The 19,406-nt window shown below is 40.5% G+C and carries 20 protein-coding genes; 17 read left to right on the forward strand and 3 right to left on the reverse strand.

Going from position 1 to position 19,406, the window contains the following annotated elements; genetic code table 11:
* Positions 1-316: 316 nt before the first annotated feature.
* On the reverse strand, positions 317-655 hold the full coding sequence (locus CWS20_RS17770; protein ID WP_066188851.1) for a heme oxygenase: 339 nt from the start codon (positions 653-655) through the stop codon (positions 317-319).
* Between the two features lie 137 nt (positions 656-792).
* Here CWS20_RS17770 and CWS20_RS17775 point away from each other — a divergent pair, with 137 nt between their 5' ends.
* From CWS20_RS17775 to CWS20_RS17845, 15 genes are all read left to right on the forward strand, one after another.
* Positions 793-1,548, forward strand: a complete 756-nt coding sequence (locus CWS20_RS17775; RefSeq protein WP_066188854.1) for an SDR family NAD(P)-dependent oxidoreductase — start codon at positions 793-795, stop codon at positions 1,546-1,548.
* A gap of 16 nt (positions 1,549-1,564) precedes the next feature.
* Positions 1,565-1,990, forward strand: coding sequence for a MarR family winged helix-turn-helix transcriptional regulator (locus tag CWS20_RS17780; protein ID WP_066188859.1), 426 nt, complete (start codon positions 1,565-1,567; stop codon positions 1,988-1,990).
* 98 nt (positions 1,991-2,088) lie between these two features.
* A complete protein-coding gene (locus CWS20_RS17785; protein WP_066188860.1) occupies positions 2,089-2,790 on the forward strand; it encodes a GntR family transcriptional regulator in 702 nt (233 codons plus the stop codon).
* A 290-nt stretch (positions 2,791-3,080) separates the two neighbouring features.
* Positions 3,081-3,503, forward strand: a complete 423-nt coding sequence (gene phnG / locus CWS20_RS17790) for a phosphonate C-P lyase system protein PhnG (protein WP_066188862.1) — start codon at positions 3,081-3,083, stop codon at positions 3,501-3,503.
* Positions 3,504-3,523: 20 nt separating this feature from the next.
* Positions 3,524-4,120: a phosphonate C-P lyase system protein PhnH gene (phnH, locus tag CWS20_RS17795; RefSeq protein ID WP_066188865.1), complete on the forward strand. Its 597-nt coding sequence runs from the start codon at positions 3,524-3,526 to the stop codon at positions 4,118-4,120.
* Between the two features lies 1 nt (position 4,121).
* On the forward strand, positions 4,122-5,231 hold the full coding sequence (locus tag CWS20_RS17800; protein ID WP_066188868.1) for a carbon-phosphorus lyase complex subunit PhnI: 1,110 nt from the start codon (positions 4,122-4,124) through the stop codon (positions 5,229-5,231).
* Positions 5,228-6,091, forward strand: a complete 864-nt coding sequence (locus CWS20_RS17805; protein ID WP_066188870.1) for an alpha-D-ribose 1-methylphosphonate 5-phosphate C-P-lyase PhnJ — start codon at positions 5,228-5,230, stop codon at positions 6,089-6,091. The genes CWS20_RS17800 and CWS20_RS17805 overlap by 4 nt, the downstream gene beginning before the upstream one ends.
* Positions 6,084-6,923 (forward strand): ATP-binding cassette domain-containing protein, encoded by an 840-nt coding sequence (locus CWS20_RS17810; RefSeq protein ID WP_066188872.1) that lies wholly within the window; start codon positions 6,084-6,086, stop codon positions 6,921-6,923. Before CWS20_RS17805 ends, CWS20_RS17810 begins: the two co-directional genes overlap by 8 nt.
* Before the next feature lie 12 nt (positions 6,924-6,935).
* The gene (gene phnM, locus CWS20_RS17815) at positions 6,936-8,141 is read left to right on the forward strand and encodes a phosphonate metabolism protein PhnM (RefSeq protein ID WP_066188874.1); all 1,206 of its coding nucleotides are present in this window, start codon (positions 6,936-6,938) and stop codon (positions 8,139-8,141) included.
* Complete coding sequence (locus CWS20_RS17820; protein ID WP_066188877.1) at positions 8,138-8,848, forward strand: phosphonate C-P lyase system protein PhnL; 711 nt, start codon at positions 8,138-8,140, stop codon at positions 8,846-8,848. The genes phnM and CWS20_RS17820 overlap by 4 nt, the downstream gene beginning before the upstream one ends.
* Entirely contained in the window at positions 8,845-9,690 is an 846-nt protein-coding gene (locus CWS20_RS17825; RefSeq protein ID WP_066188881.1) for a PHP domain-containing protein, read from the forward strand. The genes CWS20_RS17820 and CWS20_RS17825 overlap by 4 nt, the downstream gene beginning before the upstream one ends.
* Before the next feature lie 133 nt (positions 9,691-9,823).
* Positions 9,824-10,861, forward strand: coding sequence for a PhnD/SsuA/transferrin family substrate-binding protein (locus tag CWS20_RS17830; RefSeq protein WP_066191949.1), 1,038 nt, complete (start codon positions 9,824-9,826; stop codon positions 10,859-10,861).
* Positions 10,862-11,174: 313 nt separating this feature from the next.
* Positions 11,175-11,939 (forward strand): phosphonate ABC transporter ATP-binding protein, encoded by a 765-nt coding sequence (gene phnC / locus CWS20_RS17835; RefSeq protein WP_066188884.1) that lies wholly within the window; start codon positions 11,175-11,177, stop codon positions 11,937-11,939.
* A gap of 12 nt (positions 11,940-11,951) precedes the next feature.
* Positions 11,952-12,737, forward strand: coding sequence for a PhnE/PtxC family ABC transporter permease (locus tag CWS20_RS17840; RefSeq protein WP_066188887.1), 786 nt, complete (start codon positions 11,952-11,954; stop codon positions 12,735-12,737).
* Positions 12,737-13,579 (forward strand): ABC transporter permease subunit, encoded by an 843-nt coding sequence (locus CWS20_RS17845; RefSeq protein WP_066188890.1) that lies wholly within the window; start codon positions 12,737-12,739, stop codon positions 13,577-13,579. The genes CWS20_RS17840 and CWS20_RS17845 overlap by 1 nt, the downstream gene beginning before the upstream one ends.
* Positions 13,580-13,624: 45 nt before the next feature.
* On the opposite strand, the gene CWS20_RS17850 is transcribed toward CWS20_RS17845, so the two are convergent.
* Entirely contained in the window at positions 13,625-14,797 is a 1,173-nt protein-coding gene (locus CWS20_RS17850) for an MFS transporter (protein ID WP_101226357.1), read from the reverse strand.
* 327 nt (positions 14,798-15,124) lie between these two features.
* Here CWS20_RS17850 and CWS20_RS17855 point away from each other — a divergent pair, with 327 nt between their 5' ends.
* Both CWS20_RS17855 and CWS20_RS17860 read left to right on the forward strand, forming a co-directional pair.
* Positions 15,125-16,414, forward strand: coding sequence for an MFS transporter (locus CWS20_RS17855; protein ID WP_066188893.1), 1,290 nt, complete (start codon positions 15,125-15,127; stop codon positions 16,412-16,414).
* 60 nt (positions 16,415-16,474) lie between these two features.
* Positions 16,475-17,464, forward strand: a complete 990-nt coding sequence (locus CWS20_RS17860; RefSeq protein ID WP_066188895.1) for an ornithine cyclodeaminase family protein — start codon at positions 16,475-16,477, stop codon at positions 17,462-17,464.
* Between the two features lie 75 nt (positions 17,465-17,539).
* Here the strand turns inward: CWS20_RS17860 and CWS20_RS17865 are convergent, their stop codons facing one another.
* Entirely contained in the window at positions 17,540-19,027 is a 1,488-nt protein-coding gene (locus CWS20_RS17865; protein WP_066188898.1) for a peptide MFS transporter, read from the reverse strand.
* Positions 19,028-19,406: the final 379 nt, after the last annotated feature.

A 19,406-nucleotide genomic window follows, 5' to 3' on the forward strand; every position in this document is an offset into this window, starting at 1 on the left:
CCATCTCATCGCCCATCTGAGGGAGAAGAAGAGTAGAAAGGGAGAAGAGCGAGCCTCTCATCGCCCATCTGAGCGAGAAAAGTAGTAGAAAGGGAGAAGAGCGAGCGTCTCATCGCCCATCTGAGGGAAAAGAAGAGTAAAAAGGAGAAGAGCCCGCGTCCCATCGCCCAATTGAGCTTAAATCAAGGGAAGAAAACCAAAGCTGTCCCCATAATAGATAGTTAAAAGAAAATAAAACTCCGATTGAGCCTAGCGTTAAGAAAAAATTGAAAACAAGGCCACTCTATTCAAGTGGCCTCCTCATCATTCATTTCCTTTACTTATTGGAAATCGCTTCAACTGTCGTAGCTACTTTTCCAATGATAATTTCGCTGCTAATCATAGGAGATTCTTTAGGTTCTTCACCTGGCTTTGGTTCAGGGCGATGATGAGCCTGCTTGAAAATATCGCTTTCTTTCCATGCCTGAAAGCTTTCAAGGTCTTCCCAATACATATTTACACTTAGTTCATCATAATCTGTCAGACTTTGTGTAATGACCGTTTCAACCTTTACAAATCCCTTCATTTCCTGAAGCGGGCCTGGCTTTGTGAAATTTGGCGCCATTCTTTCAGCAAACCCTGGTTTCATCTTGATTCTGTTCGTAACAACATACATAGAATCTCCTCCTTCTAATTATTTTCACTCATATTATATACCTTTTGCCTGACAATCCGTAGTAATAGGTTTTATAATATATTATTTTAATGTTAAATATTTTAGTGTTAAAATAAGTGTGAAGGGAGAGATTATTTATGGGAAAATTAGAAAATAGAGTTGCTGTTATTACTGGCGGTGCATCAGGTATAGGTAAAGGAATGGCTGCTGCTTTTGTAAAAGAAGGAGCAAAAGTGGTAATCATAGATTTAAATGAAGAACAAGGGCAAAAAACAATAAAAGAATTACACGAATACCAGCCGGAATCTATGTTTATTCAAGCGGATTTAGCAGAAAAACAGAAGCTTCCAGGTTTGATTGAACAAGTGATTGAGCACTATGGTAAACTTGATATTTTAGTAAATAACGCCCATGCAACAAAAATTAAGCCTTTTGAGGAAATCACTCAAGAAGACTTAGACTTATCATTTAATACCGGCTTCTATCCGACGTTTTACTTAATGCAGGCTGCGCTGCCGCACTTAAAAGAAACGCAAGGAAAGATTATTAATTTTGCTTCTGGAGCGGGTATTAACGGCGACACCAATCAAGCTTCTTATGCGGCCGCCAAAGAAGCGATCCGTGCCATATCTCGTGTAGCTGCAAATGAATTTGGTCCTTTTGGTATTAATGTGAATTTGATCTCACCAATTGCCAATTCACCAGGGGTGCAAAAATGGGCGCAAGAACAGCCTGAATATTATCAGTCTATGCTTTCTAAAATCCCGCTTAGAAGACTTGGTGAGTTAGAAAGTGATATTGGCAGAGTGGCTGTCTTTTTAGCATCTGAGGACGCAGATTATATTACAGGCCAAACAATTATGGTGGATGGCGGGGCAACGAAATTAAGATAGGGAATAGGAGGACATTTTGGAAAAAGAAAATATCTTTAAGCTGATTCATGCGATTGAAACGGTTACTAATGAAACGGTGATTAAATGGACAAAATCGTTTCAGTATAATATTGGGATATCGCCTGTCTTAGTATTATCAGAGCTAAAAGCAAAAGGAGCGAGAAAACAAACTGAATTGGCAAATGATCTCGGTTATACACCTGGAGCAATGACGAATATCGCGACTAAATTAGTGAAGCTTGGATTTGCTGAACGGCAGTATAATGAGAACGACCGCCGCCATGTATTGTTGAACATCACTCCAAAGGGCATCGAAGTATTGAAAGAGGCCCAAAGGAAAGGGCAGGAATTAAGACTAGAGCTGTTTAGTGTTTTAACTGAAGAAGAAATAAAACAGTATTTATCTATCTACGAAAAGCTGCTAAATCATATGAAAAAATAAAAAGCTGCCAACCTGAGTAAGCGGCTTAATATAGTGCTGGGCTCAAAAATTTGAGCCCTTCTTTTTTGCTACAATATAATCGAGAGGGGGGATGCTTTATGCAAGGAGGTAAAGAAGCTGTTATTGTCGATGCGGTAATGCAAATGATCAGAGAAAAAAAGCTGATACCAGGGGAAAAACTTCCGTCAGAAAATGAGCTGGCAGAGGAATTCACAGCTCCGAGAATTACCGTGCGCAAAGCGCTACAGCAATTGGAAGCTAGAGGCCATGTATATACGATAAAGGGAAAAGGCCGCTTTTTAAAAGAAGAAGCTAAGCCTATCCACTTGCATTTAACAGGCAGTGAAAGCTTTACAGATAAGATGACTGAAGCAGGCTATAATTTAAAGACAGTGAATATAAGCTGTCAAAAAGAACCTTCACGTTCTCCCATCTATCAAAAGCTGGAAGGAAATGTTTATAAAGTATCTAGGCTGCGCTTAATCGAAAATGAGCCGATGGCCATCCATCAGTCATATGTTAGCGAATTGGCTTTTCCTGATATAGATAGGGATGGTCCGTCTATCTCTTCTATGTTTGCTTATTATCGAAAACATGGATATAAAGAATTTACGAGTAATGGAACGTATTTATGTGTAAGATTCCCGACCTCGGAGGAACAAAAGCGATTAAACTGCAACAGTATGATTCCTTTAATTGTATTAGAAAGCAATACAATCGACTGTGAATCTGGAAAAATATTGGAGTTTAACGAAATCATCTATCGAAGTGATAAATTTAAATACGACATGACCAGATAGTTCCCAAAGGGGGCTATTTTTTTTGGGCTCTTTTTTAAGAGATTGTTGCGGGAAAAAAGTGCGAGACTCCAGCGAGAGCATTGCGACAGGTGAGATCTTACACGCGTTTACGCCAATTGATGCCAGCAAAAGAGTGAGCATCTGTAGCAGAAATTAACAGCATCACAATACTTGGCAATATTTTTGGAATGTAAAAGCAAAGTAAATCAGGTTTACAGAATATTAAAAATTTCTTAAAACACAAAAACTTGGCGCCAAGTTACGATTGGGATGTAGAGGAGGTTAGGGGAATGAACAGACAAAGAAGAACGAAAATACTTATCCAGGGCAGTCCATTATTAGCGAAGGAATTAGCGGATGCAATCCTTGAACATTACAAGGTAATCGATATTGTTTTGCCGCGGTATGGCATGACAATGGTGAAAATGAGAGAGACAGCAAAAAATTCACTTTTCTATATCGGTGAAGTGTTAATGACCGAGGCTAAAGTGGAGGTTGAAGGCCAAGCCGGCATCGGAATGCTAATGGGCATGGAGGATGAGCGCGCAAGGCAGTTAGCGATCATTGATGCTGCTTATAAGGCTGAGCTTCCCCAAACAATTGAATGGGAAACGCGCTTGCTTGAGATGGAGCAGGTGCTTCATAGAGATAAAACAAAGGAACAAGCTGCGCTTTTTAAAACGAAGGTTACATTTGAAACGATGGATATTTAATTTGAAAAGGAGCTGACCTTATGGCAATTGATATCGTACATGATACACAGTTTGTTTTTCGAAAAATATTGGACAGTATGGCTAGACCTGGAACGGTTGCAAATGTGGCGGGAGTAGCTTCTCGAATAGATACACAGCTTAACTGTTTTCATTCTACCTTTTTGTGCGCACTTACCTTGCTGGACTCAGAAGTGACATTTCATGTCCTTCCAACTGGTAATTCAGATTTAATAGATAAAATTTCGCAATACACTTTATCCAAGCATGTGTCTGTTTCTGAAGCAGATTTTATTATTGCATCAAAGGAATGTTCCGAGCAGGAAGCAGCTGATGCCATTCGACAGGCTAAACAAGGAACATTAATCGATCCCAACCGCTCAAGCACGATTATATTGGAGGTTGAGTCTTTAACTGAAAAAGAAGGAACTGTGTTAACTGGACCTGGAATAAAAACGAAATCACATTTCCCATTTGCATTTTCTAAAGAGATGTTCATTGCAAGAGAGGAAAAGAATAAAGAGTTTCCGATGGGAATCGACCTAATTATCACTGATTCCTCCGGGAGATTAGCCTGTATTCCAAGGACGGCAGAGATGGATTTAAAGGAGGTGCACTGAAATGGGTTATGTAGCTGTAAAAGGTGGAACGGAGGCTATCGATGCTTCATTAAGAAGGTTGCAGTATGACAGGTTAAAAGGAGAAAAAATATTAGAAATAGAGACCATTCTTGCAACAATGAAATCATTGGTAGATCAAGTAATGTCAGAAAGCAGTCTCTATGCTCCTTATTTAGCGGCTCTTGCTATTAAGCAGGCTGAAGGCAGTATGGAAGAGGCGGTGTTTATTATGAGAGCGCATCGCTCGACTTTGCCGCGCCTCTATTATAGTGAAACCGCAGAGACTGAGAGGATGGAAGTGAAGCGAAGAATCTCCGCCAGTTTCAAAGATATTCCTGGTGGACAATTATTAGGGGCAACGACGGATTATACGCATCGGCTGATGGATTTTGATTTGCTGAATGAGTCGGTGGAAATGAATGCGGAATGGCTCCATGAATTTGCTAAGGAAGTCATGGAGCTGAAACCGGATGCTGAAGTGAAGTATTTCCCTAAGGTTGTCGACTATTTGCGAAAAGAAGGCTTATTTAAAAACTATAGCATGGATGAAACGAGCCCGTTTGATATTACAAAACAAAGCATTCAATTTCCTGTACCAAGAAGTGCGAGATTACAAACTCTAACCCGAGGGCAAACAGGAGCAGTAACGGCTCTTGGTTATGCCTCACTGCGAGGTTATGGGCAGGTGCATCCTACTGTAGGTGAAGTACGTGTCGGCGAAATTCCTGTTCTTATTTCGCACCCGCATGAATTGGATGAGAGTCCAGAAAATCATTATTACATCGGGGAAATTGAAGTGACAGAAGTCGAGTCTTTTGTTCCTGTAAAAGTGAAAAATGAACAAAATGTAGAGCAGCTGGAGTTTGAAATCGGCTATGGCATTTGCTACGGACAAAATGAGACAAAGGCAATAGCAATGAGCATTCTTGATCAATGTTTGGAACATCCAGCGTCCTCTTTTCCCACACATGATGAGGAATTTGTATTAATGCATATTGATTCGGTAGAGGCAACCGGCTTTATTTCACACTTGAAACTGCCACATTATGTAACCTTTCAATCGAAATTGGATAGCGTAAGACAAGTGAAGAAGGGAGAGGAGCAAGGATGAATCAACATCATTTTGCGTTTTTTGATGAAGGATCAAAAAAGGAAATTCGCCGGACAATTTTAAAAGCAGTGGCGATTCCAGGCTATCAAGTCCCTTTTTCTTCAAGGGAAATGCCGATTGCGCGGGGTTGGGGGACCGGTGGTCTGCAAATTACCTTGTCGATCATTGGCCGCGAAGATTGTTTAAAGGTCATCGACCAAGGTTCAGATGAATCGGTAAATGCGGTAAGCATTAAAAAGCTTGTCCATAATACGACAAGCGTGGAAATTACAGAACGGACACAGGAAGCAACAATTATCCAATCACGGCACCGCATACCTGAAATTCCGTTGCAGGGAGGACAGATTCTCGTTCTTCAGGTTCCTACTCCCGAGCCGCTTCGCCAAGTAGAACCTCGTGAATACATGACCAAAATTTTACATTCAGAAGAGGAGTATAGCGGTGCATGGCTGCAGCTGTTTGAGCAGATTATGAAATACGGAAGAACAGCGACCGGTGCAGATCATCCAGTTTATGTGAACAGCCGTTATGTCATGGCACCGAGTCCGATTCCACGATTTGATAATGTGAAAATGAATGAATCAGATGCGCTTATATTGCTTGGTGCTGGAAGAGAGAAAAAAATCTATGCTATTCCTCCTTATACTGATGTGCAATCTTTAGCCTTTGAGGACTATCCATTTGCTGTAGAAGAGTTCTCCGGTAAATCGTGCCGGTTTTGCGGGGCGACAGATGTTTTTTTAGATGAGGTATTGGATTCAGCGACAGGCGATGTTCATTATCAATGCAATGATACGAGTTATTGTCTCGAGCAGCTGAACAGCCATGAGAAGGCAAAGGAGGAAAGCAGCTATGCATAATGACGCCATCTTATCGGTAAAGAATTTGGAGAAGCAATTTGGTCCGGGCTGCAGCACATGTCACAATGAAAGCACAAGGAAATTGGAGAAAAACTATTGTCCACAATGCGGCACCGTTTATGCATGTCGAAATATATCGTTTAATTTATTTCCCGGGGAAATCTTAGGGATTGTTGGCGAAAGCGGTAGCGGAAAATCAACGTTAATGCAATGTCTTTATTTTGATGAAGCAGCAACATCGGGAGAATTAATTTTAAATAACCAAGAGTTCCAAGAGGAAAATGTATTAGAGTTGTCCAGCCAGCAAAAGCGCTATATTCGTAATTATCATTTTGGAATGGTTTATCAAAACCCGTTAAAGGGACTAAAAATGGACTTTTCAGCGATGGGCAATATTGCTGAGAAACTTATCGCTGCCGGGGGCAGAAATGTAGCAGAAATGGAAAGTATTGGGAAAACATTACTGGAGAAAGTTCACATCCCTCTTTTTCGCATGAAGGAGGAGCCAAAACGCTTCTCTGGTGGTATGCAGCAGCGTGTCCAAATAGCCAAGGCGCTGTCCAATAACCCGCCAATTCTCTTTTTAGACGAAGTGACAACAGGTTTGGATCTTTCTGTTCAGGCAAGTGTATTGGATTTAATCAAAACCATTCAGCGTGAGCTGGGCATTAGTATGATCGTTGTCTCACATGATCTCGCAGTCATTCGCATGCTGGCTGATCGAACGTTGGTCATGTTAAATGGGGAAATAATCGAAGAAGGCTTAACAGACCAAATTTTAGAAGACCCGCAAAACCCATATACGCAACAGCTAGTCTATTCATTGCTCTAGGAGGAGGATAAAATGATCATTATTCATAATGGCAAGCTTGTATTAGAAGAGGGAATTGCGGAGGGCTATGCCGTAGTAGTGGAAGGCGAATTTATTGATTCTATCATTTTAGAGAATGAGATCGGGCGTTTCCCAAATGCTGAAAGAATTGATGCGAATGGCGGTTTTATCTCGCCAGGCTTCATAGATATACATTCAGATTATATTGAAACAATTGTCTCACCAAGGCCTACGAGCATGATGGATGTTCATATAAGCTTAAGGGAAGCGGAAAAGATTCTAATTGGGAATGGCATTACGACAATGTTTCATTCGCTCTCTTTTTATCGCGAGGATATTTTTACGCATAAGCCGATGCGTTACCCAAAAAATGTACAGCGGCTCGTAGATGCGATCCACGAGACTCATCATCAGCCCCATCTGATTCGCCACCGGCTGCATGCAAGGTTTGAGATTGATAATGTTGGCGAAGTTGACAGACTATTAAACAATATTGAACAAGGGAAAGTGCATCTCCTCTCCTTTATGGATCATACCCCTGGACAAGGGCAATACCGTAATTTGGAGATTTATCGCGAAACTTTAAGAGGCTATCGCGAATTAAGTGAACAGCAGCTGGATGATATTATCAACAACCGCATCAACAGCCCTATCTTAAACATGGAGAAAATGAAAGAGATTGCTGAGGTGGCACTGAAAAAGGGCATTGCTGTGGCTTCTCACGATGATGACCATGAGCGGAAGATTGATTTGGTGAAATCGATTGGAACATCAATCAGTGAGTTTCCCATTACATTAAAGGTGGCAAAAAAGGCGAAAAAAAGCGGTCTGCAAACGATTGTTGGTGCACCTAATGTGCTGCTCGGCGGCTCTCATTCTGGCAATCTATCGGCAGCTGAGGCGATCTCGAATAATTGTGCCGATATTCTATGCAGCGATTATTATCCGCCTGCCATGCTGCATGCTGTCTTTCAGCTCCATGAGAAGTACGGACATGATTTGCATCAAATGTTTATGATGGTGACGCTGAATCCGGCAAAGGCTGTTAAGCTTGATGACGAAATTGGATCAATTAAGCCTGGCAAGAAGGCTGATCTTATCATGATTGAAAGAATGGATGATGGCTATCCCATGTTAACCGGCTCGATGGTGAATGGCACTTTGCTGACGAAAACAAATTATCGTACACGCACAGTAGTGAAGGAGGCCTTGAGATGACGTTTTTAAAGGTTGAGGGGTTTGGTAAGAGTTTTACGATTTCCCATTTGAATCAAACGATTCGTGCGGTGGAACAAATTGATTTTTCTATAGATAAAGGAGAATTCATTGGTATCACAGGTAAAAGCGGCAGTGGCAAATCTACGATTTTAAAAAGCATTTATCGTACGTATTTACCAGATGAGGGCAAGATACTTTATGATTCTGAAGAATACGGCTTAATCGATTTACTGCAAGCAGAAGAAAGGAAAATATTATATTTGCGGAAATACGAAATTGGCTATGTGTCACAATTTTTGAATGTGATGCCAAGAACGACATCAAGGGAGCTCGTCGAACAGTCTGTGTTGGAGATGGGAAAACCCGCATCTGTTGCAAAAGAGGAAGCAGAGTATGTGCTATCTCATTTCGAGCTGGATCGGAAATTATGGGATACGTATCCTAATACTTTTTCGGGGGGAGAGAAGCTGCGTTTGAATATTGCTATGGCAGCGGTAAAGAAGCCACGTCTGCTTTTATTGGATGAACCGACAGCCAGTTTAGATGAGCAATCAAAAGTAAAAGTGCGTGAATTGATAGAGAAGCTGAAAAAGAACGGCACGACACTTGCTGGTGTGTTTCATGATATTGAATTTATGGATGGTTTATGCGATAAGGTGTTTGATATGAAGCGCAGGCAATATACAAGTGAGGGAGCAGTCATATGAAGGCTGATTTACATGTCCATAGTGATTACTCTGATGGTTCTGACAGTGTGGAAACAGTTTTCAAGAAAGCAAAAGAATATGGAGTAACACATATTAGCTTTGTTGATCATGACACAGTAGCTGGGTATGAGGCGATCAGTCAACTTGGAGAAATGTACGGGATAACAGCGATTCCAGGCATAGAAATTTCTGCATTTGATTTTAAAAGGGATCGAAAGGTACATGTACTCGGTTATGACTATAGCCCGAATGCTGCTCATATAAAAAGCCTGTGCAGCCATATTCTTGAGAAAAGGCAGGCGCATTCGCTATGGCAGATAGAGCAGATAAGACAGAGCGGAATCGAAGTCGACGCTGACCTGATTGTAGCAGGACGGGATACAGGGACGACCATCTATAAACAGCATATTATGAACGTACTAACCGATTCTCCTTATGATTCTATCCATTATCAAAATTTATATAAGCGGCTCTTTAAAGGCGAGGGGGTAGCCTCTGGGGATATCGTTTATGCAGATGCTTTCGATGCAGTAAGGGCGATAAAGGCGGATGGAGGAACGGCAGTCATTGCGCACCCGGGTCAGCTCGATTCCTATGATTTAATACCTGAGCTCATTGAAGCAGGGCTTGATGGAATCGAAAGAAATCACCCTGATCATACCGAATCTGACCATCAGAAAGTAGAAAGGCTATCCGACCAATACAATCTCATAATGACAGGCGGCTCCGACTACCACGGCCACTACGGCCCACCCACCCAAATCGGCAGCCACCAATCACCCACAGCAGAACTATGTCGAAATTCGTCGAAGTTTGTGGGTGACAGGTACCCATTTTATTAAGGAAGGTTTTGTTGTTGTTAAGAGACTGTAAATTCAAACAATTGGATGGGGTTATGTGGTTAAATGGAACTGGAAAATGGATTGTATTAAGAAGAGGTTTACTATTTTAGTTAGTAGGGAGTGAATGAGGTTGATGAAAAGGTATTTTATGTTTGGTTTGTTATTGGTACTTACGATTACGTTGGCAGCTTGTGCAGAAAGTAGCGGTGGTGCAAGTGATGGAGCTGCAAATGCTGAGGATGGAGGCGTAATTGATGTTGTTTGGTATCCAAATGAATCTGGCTCAGATATGAAAGCTTCGCGCGATGAAATTGGCGAACTAATTAAGGATGCAACCGGTCAAGAAGTGGAGCATCATTTAACAACTGATTATGCCATTGCAATCGAAACCATTGTGAATAATAATGCAGAGCTTGCGTTCATGGGTGCCCAAGGATATATCGAAGCAAATCAACGAAACGAGAAAATCCAGCCATTAGTCGTGCCGACGGGTGCTTCAGGCACACTGGATGATGCGGTTTATCACAGCTGGCTCGCGGTCAATATCGATGATCAGGAAGCTTATAAAAAAGACGGGGATTTCTCGCTCGATACAATCGCTGATAAAAAAATGTCGTTCGTCTCTAACAGCTCTACATCAGGTTTTAAAGTACCAGCATCAGGCATCATCTCACACTTTACAGATAAAGAGCTAGAAGAAACGGATCTAATGGAAGGCGGTCCTTTGTTTTCACAAGTATTGTTTGGAAATTCTCATCAAGGATCTGCCGTAAATTTACTAAACGGTAATGCAGATGTCGCTGCATTCTGTGATACATGTGTAGAAAACTATGTTGAGCTAGTAGAAGGTGAACCAAACCGTGCAGGCTCCGTCTATCGCGTGAAAGACGATGCGTCAGAACCATTTAATACAGTAAAAGGTAAAGAATTTATTTTAATCAGTGTGACACCTGTACTAAATGCTCCTTTCGTAGGAAACATGGATCTACTTGGCGAGGAAGGATTTAAAAAGCTCCAAGAATATTTTTCATCTGATGACGTAGCAAACAATGAAAAAATCTTTGTTCCTGAAGACTCAAATGAATCAGCATTATTCTTCAAATCTGGGGATGAAAGATTCGCCCCGGTAGAAGATAAATGGTTCGATCCAATTCGTGAGCTATCAAAGTAGTATGAGAAAAACATGGCATTCTCCAAATCTCAGCGTGTAGACAATGTGTAAATTAGATAATTTCAGCTGAAATAGAAAGCCTCACTAAGCGAGACAGTCGATACACTAAAGGCGAGCAGTCGCTCGGCACTCGCTCCACTATAAACGAGGCGGCAAGCTTAGGAAGATCCAATTCACTTCTTAGTCACATAGAAATGAGTTTCAGGCGCATGCCATAGTTTTTCTTATCCGGCTTATATAGAATGATCTATTCCTAAAGGGTGAATTACATCTGAAGAAGGCAGCCATAAGCCAAAAAAAGGAGTCGATGGAAATGTCATTACTGGATGTAAGAGGTTTGAACAAATCATATCAAACCGATGCAAAAGTATTAAAGGATATTCACTTTACTGCCGAGACTGGTGAATTTCTATCAATTATCGGACCATCGGGTGCTGGCAAATCAACATTATTACGTTGTTTAAACCGTCTAGTAGAGGCGGATGATGGCGAAGTGATTTTTGATGGCCAGGACCTGCGGCAATTAAAGAAAAAGCAACTTCGAGAAGCTAGAACAAATATTGGCATGGTTTTTCAACACTATAATCTAGTTCCGAGATTAACTGTCATAGAAAATGTCCTCCATGGTCGATTTGGCTATAAATCTACTTTTCAAGGAGTGCTAGCGAGGTTTTCAGAAGAGGAGAAGGAGCGTGCCTTCTATCTGTTGGAAAAGTTAGGTATTGAGGCGCATGCCTATAAACGATGCGATCAGTTGAGCGGTGGTCAGCAGCAGCGAGTGGGCATATGCCGGGCGCTGATTCAAGATCCTAAACTCATCTTATGCGACGAGCCAATCGCTTCCCTAGACCCTCATTCATCCAAAATAATAATGGATTATCTTAAATCAATTTCTGAGGAAATGGGCATTACATGCATTGTTAATTTGCATCAGGTAGAGGTTGCCCAATCTTACTCTGACAGGATTATTGGCTTGAATGACGGAAGCATCGTCTTTGATGGCTCTAACTTGCAATTGGACCAAATCTATCTTAAAAGAGTCTATGGCATGAGCACCAGAGAGCTCATCACCGTGTAAGGGGCTAAACCAATGAATGAGAATACTTTTAAAAAGCGGAAGCTTCAAACGACTGTTTTTTTCATTGCGATTATTGCTGTATCGTTTTTTTCAGCAAGCATGACTGACTTCAATTTAATAGACGGGATATTAACCATTCCATCAGCGTTCATCTGGATGGGTGAAAATTTAATCATAACAGCAGATACCCTTTCGAAGCTTCCGAATATCATGGAAAAATTAATCGAAACGATATTTATGTCGATTGCGGCTACGACGACTGCTGCGATTCTCTCATTTTTTCTAGGTGTGGCAGGTTCGAAAACGACGGCAGTGAATGGTGTGCTAAGTGCATTTGCAAGGTTAATCGCTTCATTTGCACGGAATATCCCTGTAGTTGCATGGGCGCTCATCCTGCTGCTGTCCTTTGGCCAAAACTCAATGACCGGCTTTTTAGCGCTGTTCGTTGGTACAGTTGGCTTCTTAACAAGAGCGTTCATCGAATCAATTGATGAGGCGGGAATTAGTGCCTTTGAAGCATTAACAGCAACCGGCGCTACTTACTTTCAAATTGTCGCCAAGGCTGTCATTCCTCAATGCTTGCCGCAGATGATTAGCTGGATCTTATTCATGATAGAAACAAATATAAGGAGCGCAACGCTCGTCGGCATTTTAACTGGAACGGGCATCGGCTATGCTTTTGATCTTTATTATAAAATGCTCGATTATCAAGCTGTCGCACTCGTTACATTGCTTATAGTTGTTGCAGTCATTATGATTGAACTCCTATCGAACCATGTAAGGAAGGTGATACTATAATGGATTCAGTTTATGTGAAAAGAAATAAGGCTGGTCGCATTAATATTAAAGCCGGCAACAAGGTAAACAGTGTCATAAACACAACAGTCATAAGCCTGACCTTATTAACGGTCATTGCCTTCCTTTTGTTCGATTATACAGGTCTTGATATAGGACGTGCAGTCGTTGAAACGGCATCCAACTTAAAGACAATGTTTCTGCAGCCTGCGTTCAGCCACTTTACATGGAGAGAAGGCCTTTACCAGCTTGGCGTAACGATTTCTCTTGCAGTTCTTGCCACAATATTAGGCGCAATCATCGCATTTTTTCTTGCCCTATGGTCTGCAGTGAATTTATCTAATAGATGGGTGTCAAAAGCAATAAAGATCTTCGTTGCATTTATTCGGGCTGTACCAACAGTTCTATGGGTCCTTATCTTTGCGATTGCCGCAGGATTAGGCAGCGAGGCAGCGATACTGGGGATGCTTTTTCATTCTGTTGCTTATTTAGTAAAAGCTTTTTCAGAGGCATTTGAAGAAGTGGATAAAGGCATGCTCGAAGCATTAAAATCGACTGGGGCCGGTTGGTGGCAGACAGTCACACATGCGGTCATCCCTTCGACTTCAACATACCTGCTTTCATGGACATTTTTAAGATTTGAAATTAACTTTTCAGTTGCCGTTGCCATGGGGGCAGCCGCAGGGGCAGGAGGAATCGGCTTTGAATTGTTTATGGCATCCGGTTTCTATTTTGATCTGCGCGAGGTTGGATTTATTACCTATGCGATTCTTCTCGTAGCTATCGTATTAGAAATGATGTCTACAAAATTAAAACAGCGTTATTTTCCTTCGGCTGTAAAATAAAAAAGATGAAAGCAGCTAATTTGCTTTCATCTTTTTTTTGGATAGTTATGCTTCCAAACTGTTTTTAGTGGTTGCCTTTGTTTTATAAACTTGGTAAAGCAATAAGGCAAACACAGATAAGATGATTCCTGAAATATAAGGAAATCCTATTGATATAGTAAATAAAAACCCGCCTAGTGGAGGACCGATTATTCTCCCTAATGAATCAAATGAAGACAGCAGCCCAGTGATATTTCCATGGCCGGATGGTGCGGTTTTAGTTAGCATCGACGAAATGGCTGGCCTTATCGCACCATTTCCCATTCCAAAGATGGTTAAGAAGATGGCTGCAGTCGTGAAGCTGTTCATTAATAAAATAAGCGCCATTCCAATAATAGAAACGATGATACCGCCTTGAATGACCGCACCTTCTCCATATTTTTTGGAAAGCCTGCCTACTAATCCGCCTTGAACAATGGCAGACCCGAAGCCCATAATCATAAAAATAAGACCGAGCTGGGCAGTGCTTAAGCCTGCTTTCTGGGCAGCAAAATACGCAAAAGTCGCTTCAAGACCAGCAAGGGATAGAGAGACAAATAAATTTAAAATAAACAGAATGGATGTTGTTCCTTTGAAAGCTGAGAACAGCGAAGGCCTGTTTTTACCTTGCTTGTTTCTTGCTTCACTCGTTAATGATTCTTTTAGTACGAAAAGCACAAATAAACTAGTAATTAAGGATAAGCTTCCTGCAACATAGAATGGAGTACTCAAGCTCATTTGCGAGAACAGTCCTCCGATGGCAGGTCCAAAGATGAATCCAAGTCCTGTTGCAGCACCAATCATGCCCATACCCTTTGCTCGATTTTCCTCAGTGGTGATGTCAGCCACATAAGCCATAGCAGTAGGCATATTTGCTGCAGAAAGTGTTCCGCCGATGATTCTTGCCACAAAGAGCATCCATAATTCACTAGAAATTGCCATTAAGAAGAAGGAGAGTGATAATCCTAAAATCCCAATCAACATAACCGGTTTTCGGCCATATCGGTCAGAAACTCTTCCCCATAAAGGAGCAAAAAGAAATTGCATCAAAGAGTATATCGCCATTAAAAATCCGAGTTGTGCAGGACTGGCGCCAATTTCTTCCGCATAAAACGGTATTACTGGAATGATGATCCCAAACCCTGACATAACAAGGAACATCACCGCAAAAAGAATAGGTAATGCCTTTTTCTTCTCCACTATGTAGTCACTCCAATATATTAAATAAACGCAGATTACATAAATATAATAAGGAAAAAAATGAAAAAAGAAAGGCGGAGGGTTAAATTGTACGAAATCAGCCTTATTTCATTCAGTATTCCCATTTATATTGATTTAATAGCCTGCTTCAGAGGTCAATTTATATCGATATAACAAAATAATTTAAGAATTATTAAATCACCCCTATATTTTCCCATTTTTAAAATTATTAAAAAACTATAGATTTTTTTGTATAATTATACTAAGATATTAAAAAGTTTAAATTTTTTTAATCATTCATATTTTATATTGGGAGGTTTACCTATAATGGACAAGAAACAAAATAGAAAAGTATTGATTGCCAGTCTTGTCGGCAGTTCAATTGAGTGGTTTGACTACTTCCTATATGGAACCGTGGCAGCACTTGTATTCAATCAATATTTCTTCCACAGTGATAATCCAACGGTGGGACTATTGCTGGCATATGCATCATTTGCATTGGCATTCTTCATTCGCCCATTAGGAGGCATTATTTTTAGCCATATTGGAGACAGAATTGGCAGAAAAAAGACGCTTGTCTTAACATTGACAATCATGGGTGGATCTACCGTATTAATGGGTTTCCTGCCAACCTATGAATCTATCGGTGTAATGGCACCGATTCTATTAATTGTTTTGCGCTTGATCCAAGGTATTGGTCTTGGTGGTGAGTGGGGCGGAGCAGTCCTTCTTGCAGTAGAATATGCGCCAAAAGAAAAACGCGGATTTTTTGGAAGTGTTCCGCAAATGGGAGTAACAATTGGTATGCTATTAGGTACGATAGCACTATCAATTATGACGCTTTTGCCAGAAGAGCAGTTCATCTCTTGGGGATGGCGTGTGCCATTTATTATGAGTGCATTGTTAGTATTCTTTGGTTTATGGATTCGCAAAGGAATTGATGAAACGCCATCATTTAAGAAGGCAAAGGAAAGCGGAGACATCGCAAAGGTTCCACTAGTGGAAACGATGCGCACACACTGGAAAGAAGTAATTATCTCAGTCGGTGCAAAAGTTGTTGAAACTGCGCCTTTCTATATCTTTGGTACATTTATTGTATCGTATGCTACTGCACAATTAGGTTTCTCTCGTACTGAAACGCTAAATGCTGTAACCATTGGAACGATTGTTACTACAATTTTAATTCCAATCATGGGCAGCTTGTCAGATAAAATTGGTCGAAAAAAATTGTATGTTACTGGTACAATATTAATGGCATTATATGCATTCCCGTACTTCTGGATGCTGCATCAAGGAAGTGTTGCATGGTTAATGATTGCTACTGTAATTGGCCTTGGCATCATTTGGGCGCCAATTACAGCTGTACTTGGAACAATGTTCTCAGAAATATTTAAATCAAATGTACGTTATACTGGGATTACACTCGGCTATCAAATTGGTGCAGCTTTAGCAGGGGGAACAGCACCGCTAATTGCCACAGCCCTATTGGCAGCATTTAATGATTCTTATGTTCCAGTTGCGCTCTATATTATTCTATGTGCTGTAATATCACTGATTGCAATGATTGCAGTACGTGAACGCAGCAACAAAGACTTGGATGAAGAAGAAGTGGCTTAAGAAAATTTGATGAGTAGGGAGTCGCATATGCGGTTCCCTTTTCATGATTGGAGGATAATTATGCTTATCTTATCAGAAAAACAAATCCGATCGCTCTATTCAATGGAGGATGCGATTAAGGATATGGAAGAAGCTTTAATTGCCTATAACGAAGGGAAAATATTAAATCCTCATCGTACAGTATTAGATTTTCCATCAAAAAACGCATCCGCGCTGTATATGCCAAGTGCAATGGAACCAATCGGAAAATCGGCGGTAAAAGTGGTGACGATTTTTCCGGATAATCCTAAACAAGGCATGAAAACGACACAAGGAGTGATTTTGTTAAGCGATGCGTACGATGGACAGCATGTAGCATGCCTGAATGCATCATACTTAACGAGATTAAGAACCGGTGCCATTAGCGGTGTTGCTACAAAGCAATTAGCAAGAAAAGATGCAAAGACTGTTGCTGTTATTGGCTGTGGCGCAATGGCAGAAGAGCAGCTGCAAGCGGTGTGTGAAGTAAGAGATATTTCTCATATCATTTTATATAACCGGTCAGCTGATAAAGCAAGGAACTTTGCTGAGAAGCTAAATGAAATAGTCCCGTCCTATAAAGGAGATTTGACAGTATTGGAAAATGCAGATAAGGCTGTAGAGCAAGCAGATATTGTTATTTGTAGCACTCGTTCAGAAACACCTGTATTTTCTGGGAAATCACTGAAGCCGGGCACACATATAAATGGCGTCGGGTCTTACCTGCCTCATATGCAGGAAGTTGATTATGAAACAATTGAGAAAGCATCTAAGATAGTAGCGGATACAATCGTAGGTGTGAAGGATGAAGCAGGCGATTTAATCATTCCAGTCAATGAGGGAAAATGGAGCTTTGATCAGCTTCATGGAGAATTGACGGAATTAGCAGCTGGAACTATTTCCGGAAGGGAAACAGCAGAAGAGATTACCTTTTTTAAATCTGTCGGTGCAGCGTATTTTGATCTTGCAGCGGCTGCGGCAGTTTATGATAAAGCGATTGCTGCAGGTGTGGGTACAGAAGTAGAAGTATAAGAGCTGGCCTGTAATCTTTTGTTGAAGTCGTAAAATTGAAAGGGTGATCCATTGCGGATCACCCTTTCATGCTTATTATTTAATGCCTTTCATAAATCCTTGGATTTTCGGAGCTAGCATAAATAGAACAATCGATAGAAGAATTGAAACACCGCCAATAATTCCAAAATAAAGCATTTCAGTATCAACTGAATAGAATTTAACTACCTGTGCATTGATTGCCTGTGCTGCTGCACTTGCCAAGAACCAAAGGCTCATTGTTTGTGCTGAGAAAGCTGCTGGAGCTAGTTTTGTTGTAGCAGATAAGCCAACAGGAGATAGACAAAGTTCTCCAAGTACAACAATAAAGTAGCTCAGTACAAGCCACATTGGGCTAACTAATGAATCAGTTCCTCCAAAGTAAGCAGGAAGTAGAATAACTAAAAATGATAATCCGGCAAATAATAACGCTAATGAGAATTTTTGCGGTATTGTAGGCTGACGATTACCAAGTTTCATCCACATCCATGCAAAAACAGGTGCCAATGTGATGATGAATAATGGATTTAACGATTGGAACCAAGCAGGAGATAAAGTAAATCCAAAGAATTCGAGATTTGTACGTGTATCTGCATAATTCGCTAAAATAGTTGAGCCTTGCTCTTGAATAGCCCAGAACATTACAGCTGCAATAAACAGTGGAATGTAAGCGATTAACCTAGAGCGTTCAACATCAGTCGTTTTTTCACTTCGATACATAACTGTAAAGTACACAATGGGAATACCGATACCTAAAAACCCGACAATTAATACAAAGCTATCAAAAGTTAAGAATCCAGTTGGAATACCTACTGCAATAAGAATGGCTACTAATAGCACGCCAATTCCAATTCTTGTGAAAACTTTCTTTCTTTCATTTGGAGCTAACGGGTTAGGTACTTGTGTACCTGCAAGACCAAGATATTTTTTCTTAGTAGCAACGAAAACAACTAAACCAATAAACATACCAATAGCGGCAATACTAAATCCTAAATGGAAGCTATAGTTCATCATTTGCCCAACAATTAATGGAGAAATGAATGCACCAAGGTTAATCCCCATGTAGAAAATACTAAAGCCCGAGTCGCGGCGATTGTCATTTTCACTATAAATATCACCAACAACGCTTGATACGTTAGGTTTTAATAACCCTGTTCCAAGGACGATTAATACCATAGAAACAAAGAATAATGCAATGCTTCCTGGGATTGCCAATGCAATATGACCAAGCATGATCAATACGCCGCCGTAGAATACGGCTTTAGATGTACCAAATATTCTGTCAGCGAACCATCCACCGATGATTCCGGACATGTACACAAGTGATCCATAGATGGACATAATAGAAAGGGCAGTTGTTTGATCCAGTCCCAGTCCGCCTTTTGATACTTCATAGTACATGTAGTATACGAGGATTGCTCTCATCCCATAATAGGAAAAGCGCTCCCAAAATTCAGTAAAAAATAGTGTGAATAGTCCTTTAGGGTGTCCGAAGAATCCTTTTTGAGGTACGCTATCCACAATTCGTTGTCTATCATCTGACATTGTACGTCCTCCTTTTATACCTATACTATAATAACTTTTTATGCTTTTTTGGTCAAAGTAAAGTTAAGTATATTGTAAACAATGATTCGTATAATTATTGATATATCAGGGTTTTTCGGGAAATATTAAATTTATTTTAAATTATGTTAAAATTGTTTTTGGTTTGTAAGGAACTTACTTTATTTTGGTTATATTGGAAATGTGCGGTTTTAACTCCTCGATTGTTTGCCTTATATTATTATGTGAAGCGATATGTTTAGTAGAAAAAACGCTATGCTTGTCTTCCCACTATTTTCTTTATCACTATCTGTATTTTTACACCTGTTTAATTAGAAAAGTTTGTAATGAATTGTTGCATTTGTATACAAGTTTACTTTTT

Origin of the sequence: Cytobacillus horneckiae, assembly GCF_002835735.1 — a bacterium.
GTDB lineage: Bacteria > Bacillota > Bacilli > Bacillales > Cytobacillaceae > Cytobacillus > Cytobacillus horneckiae.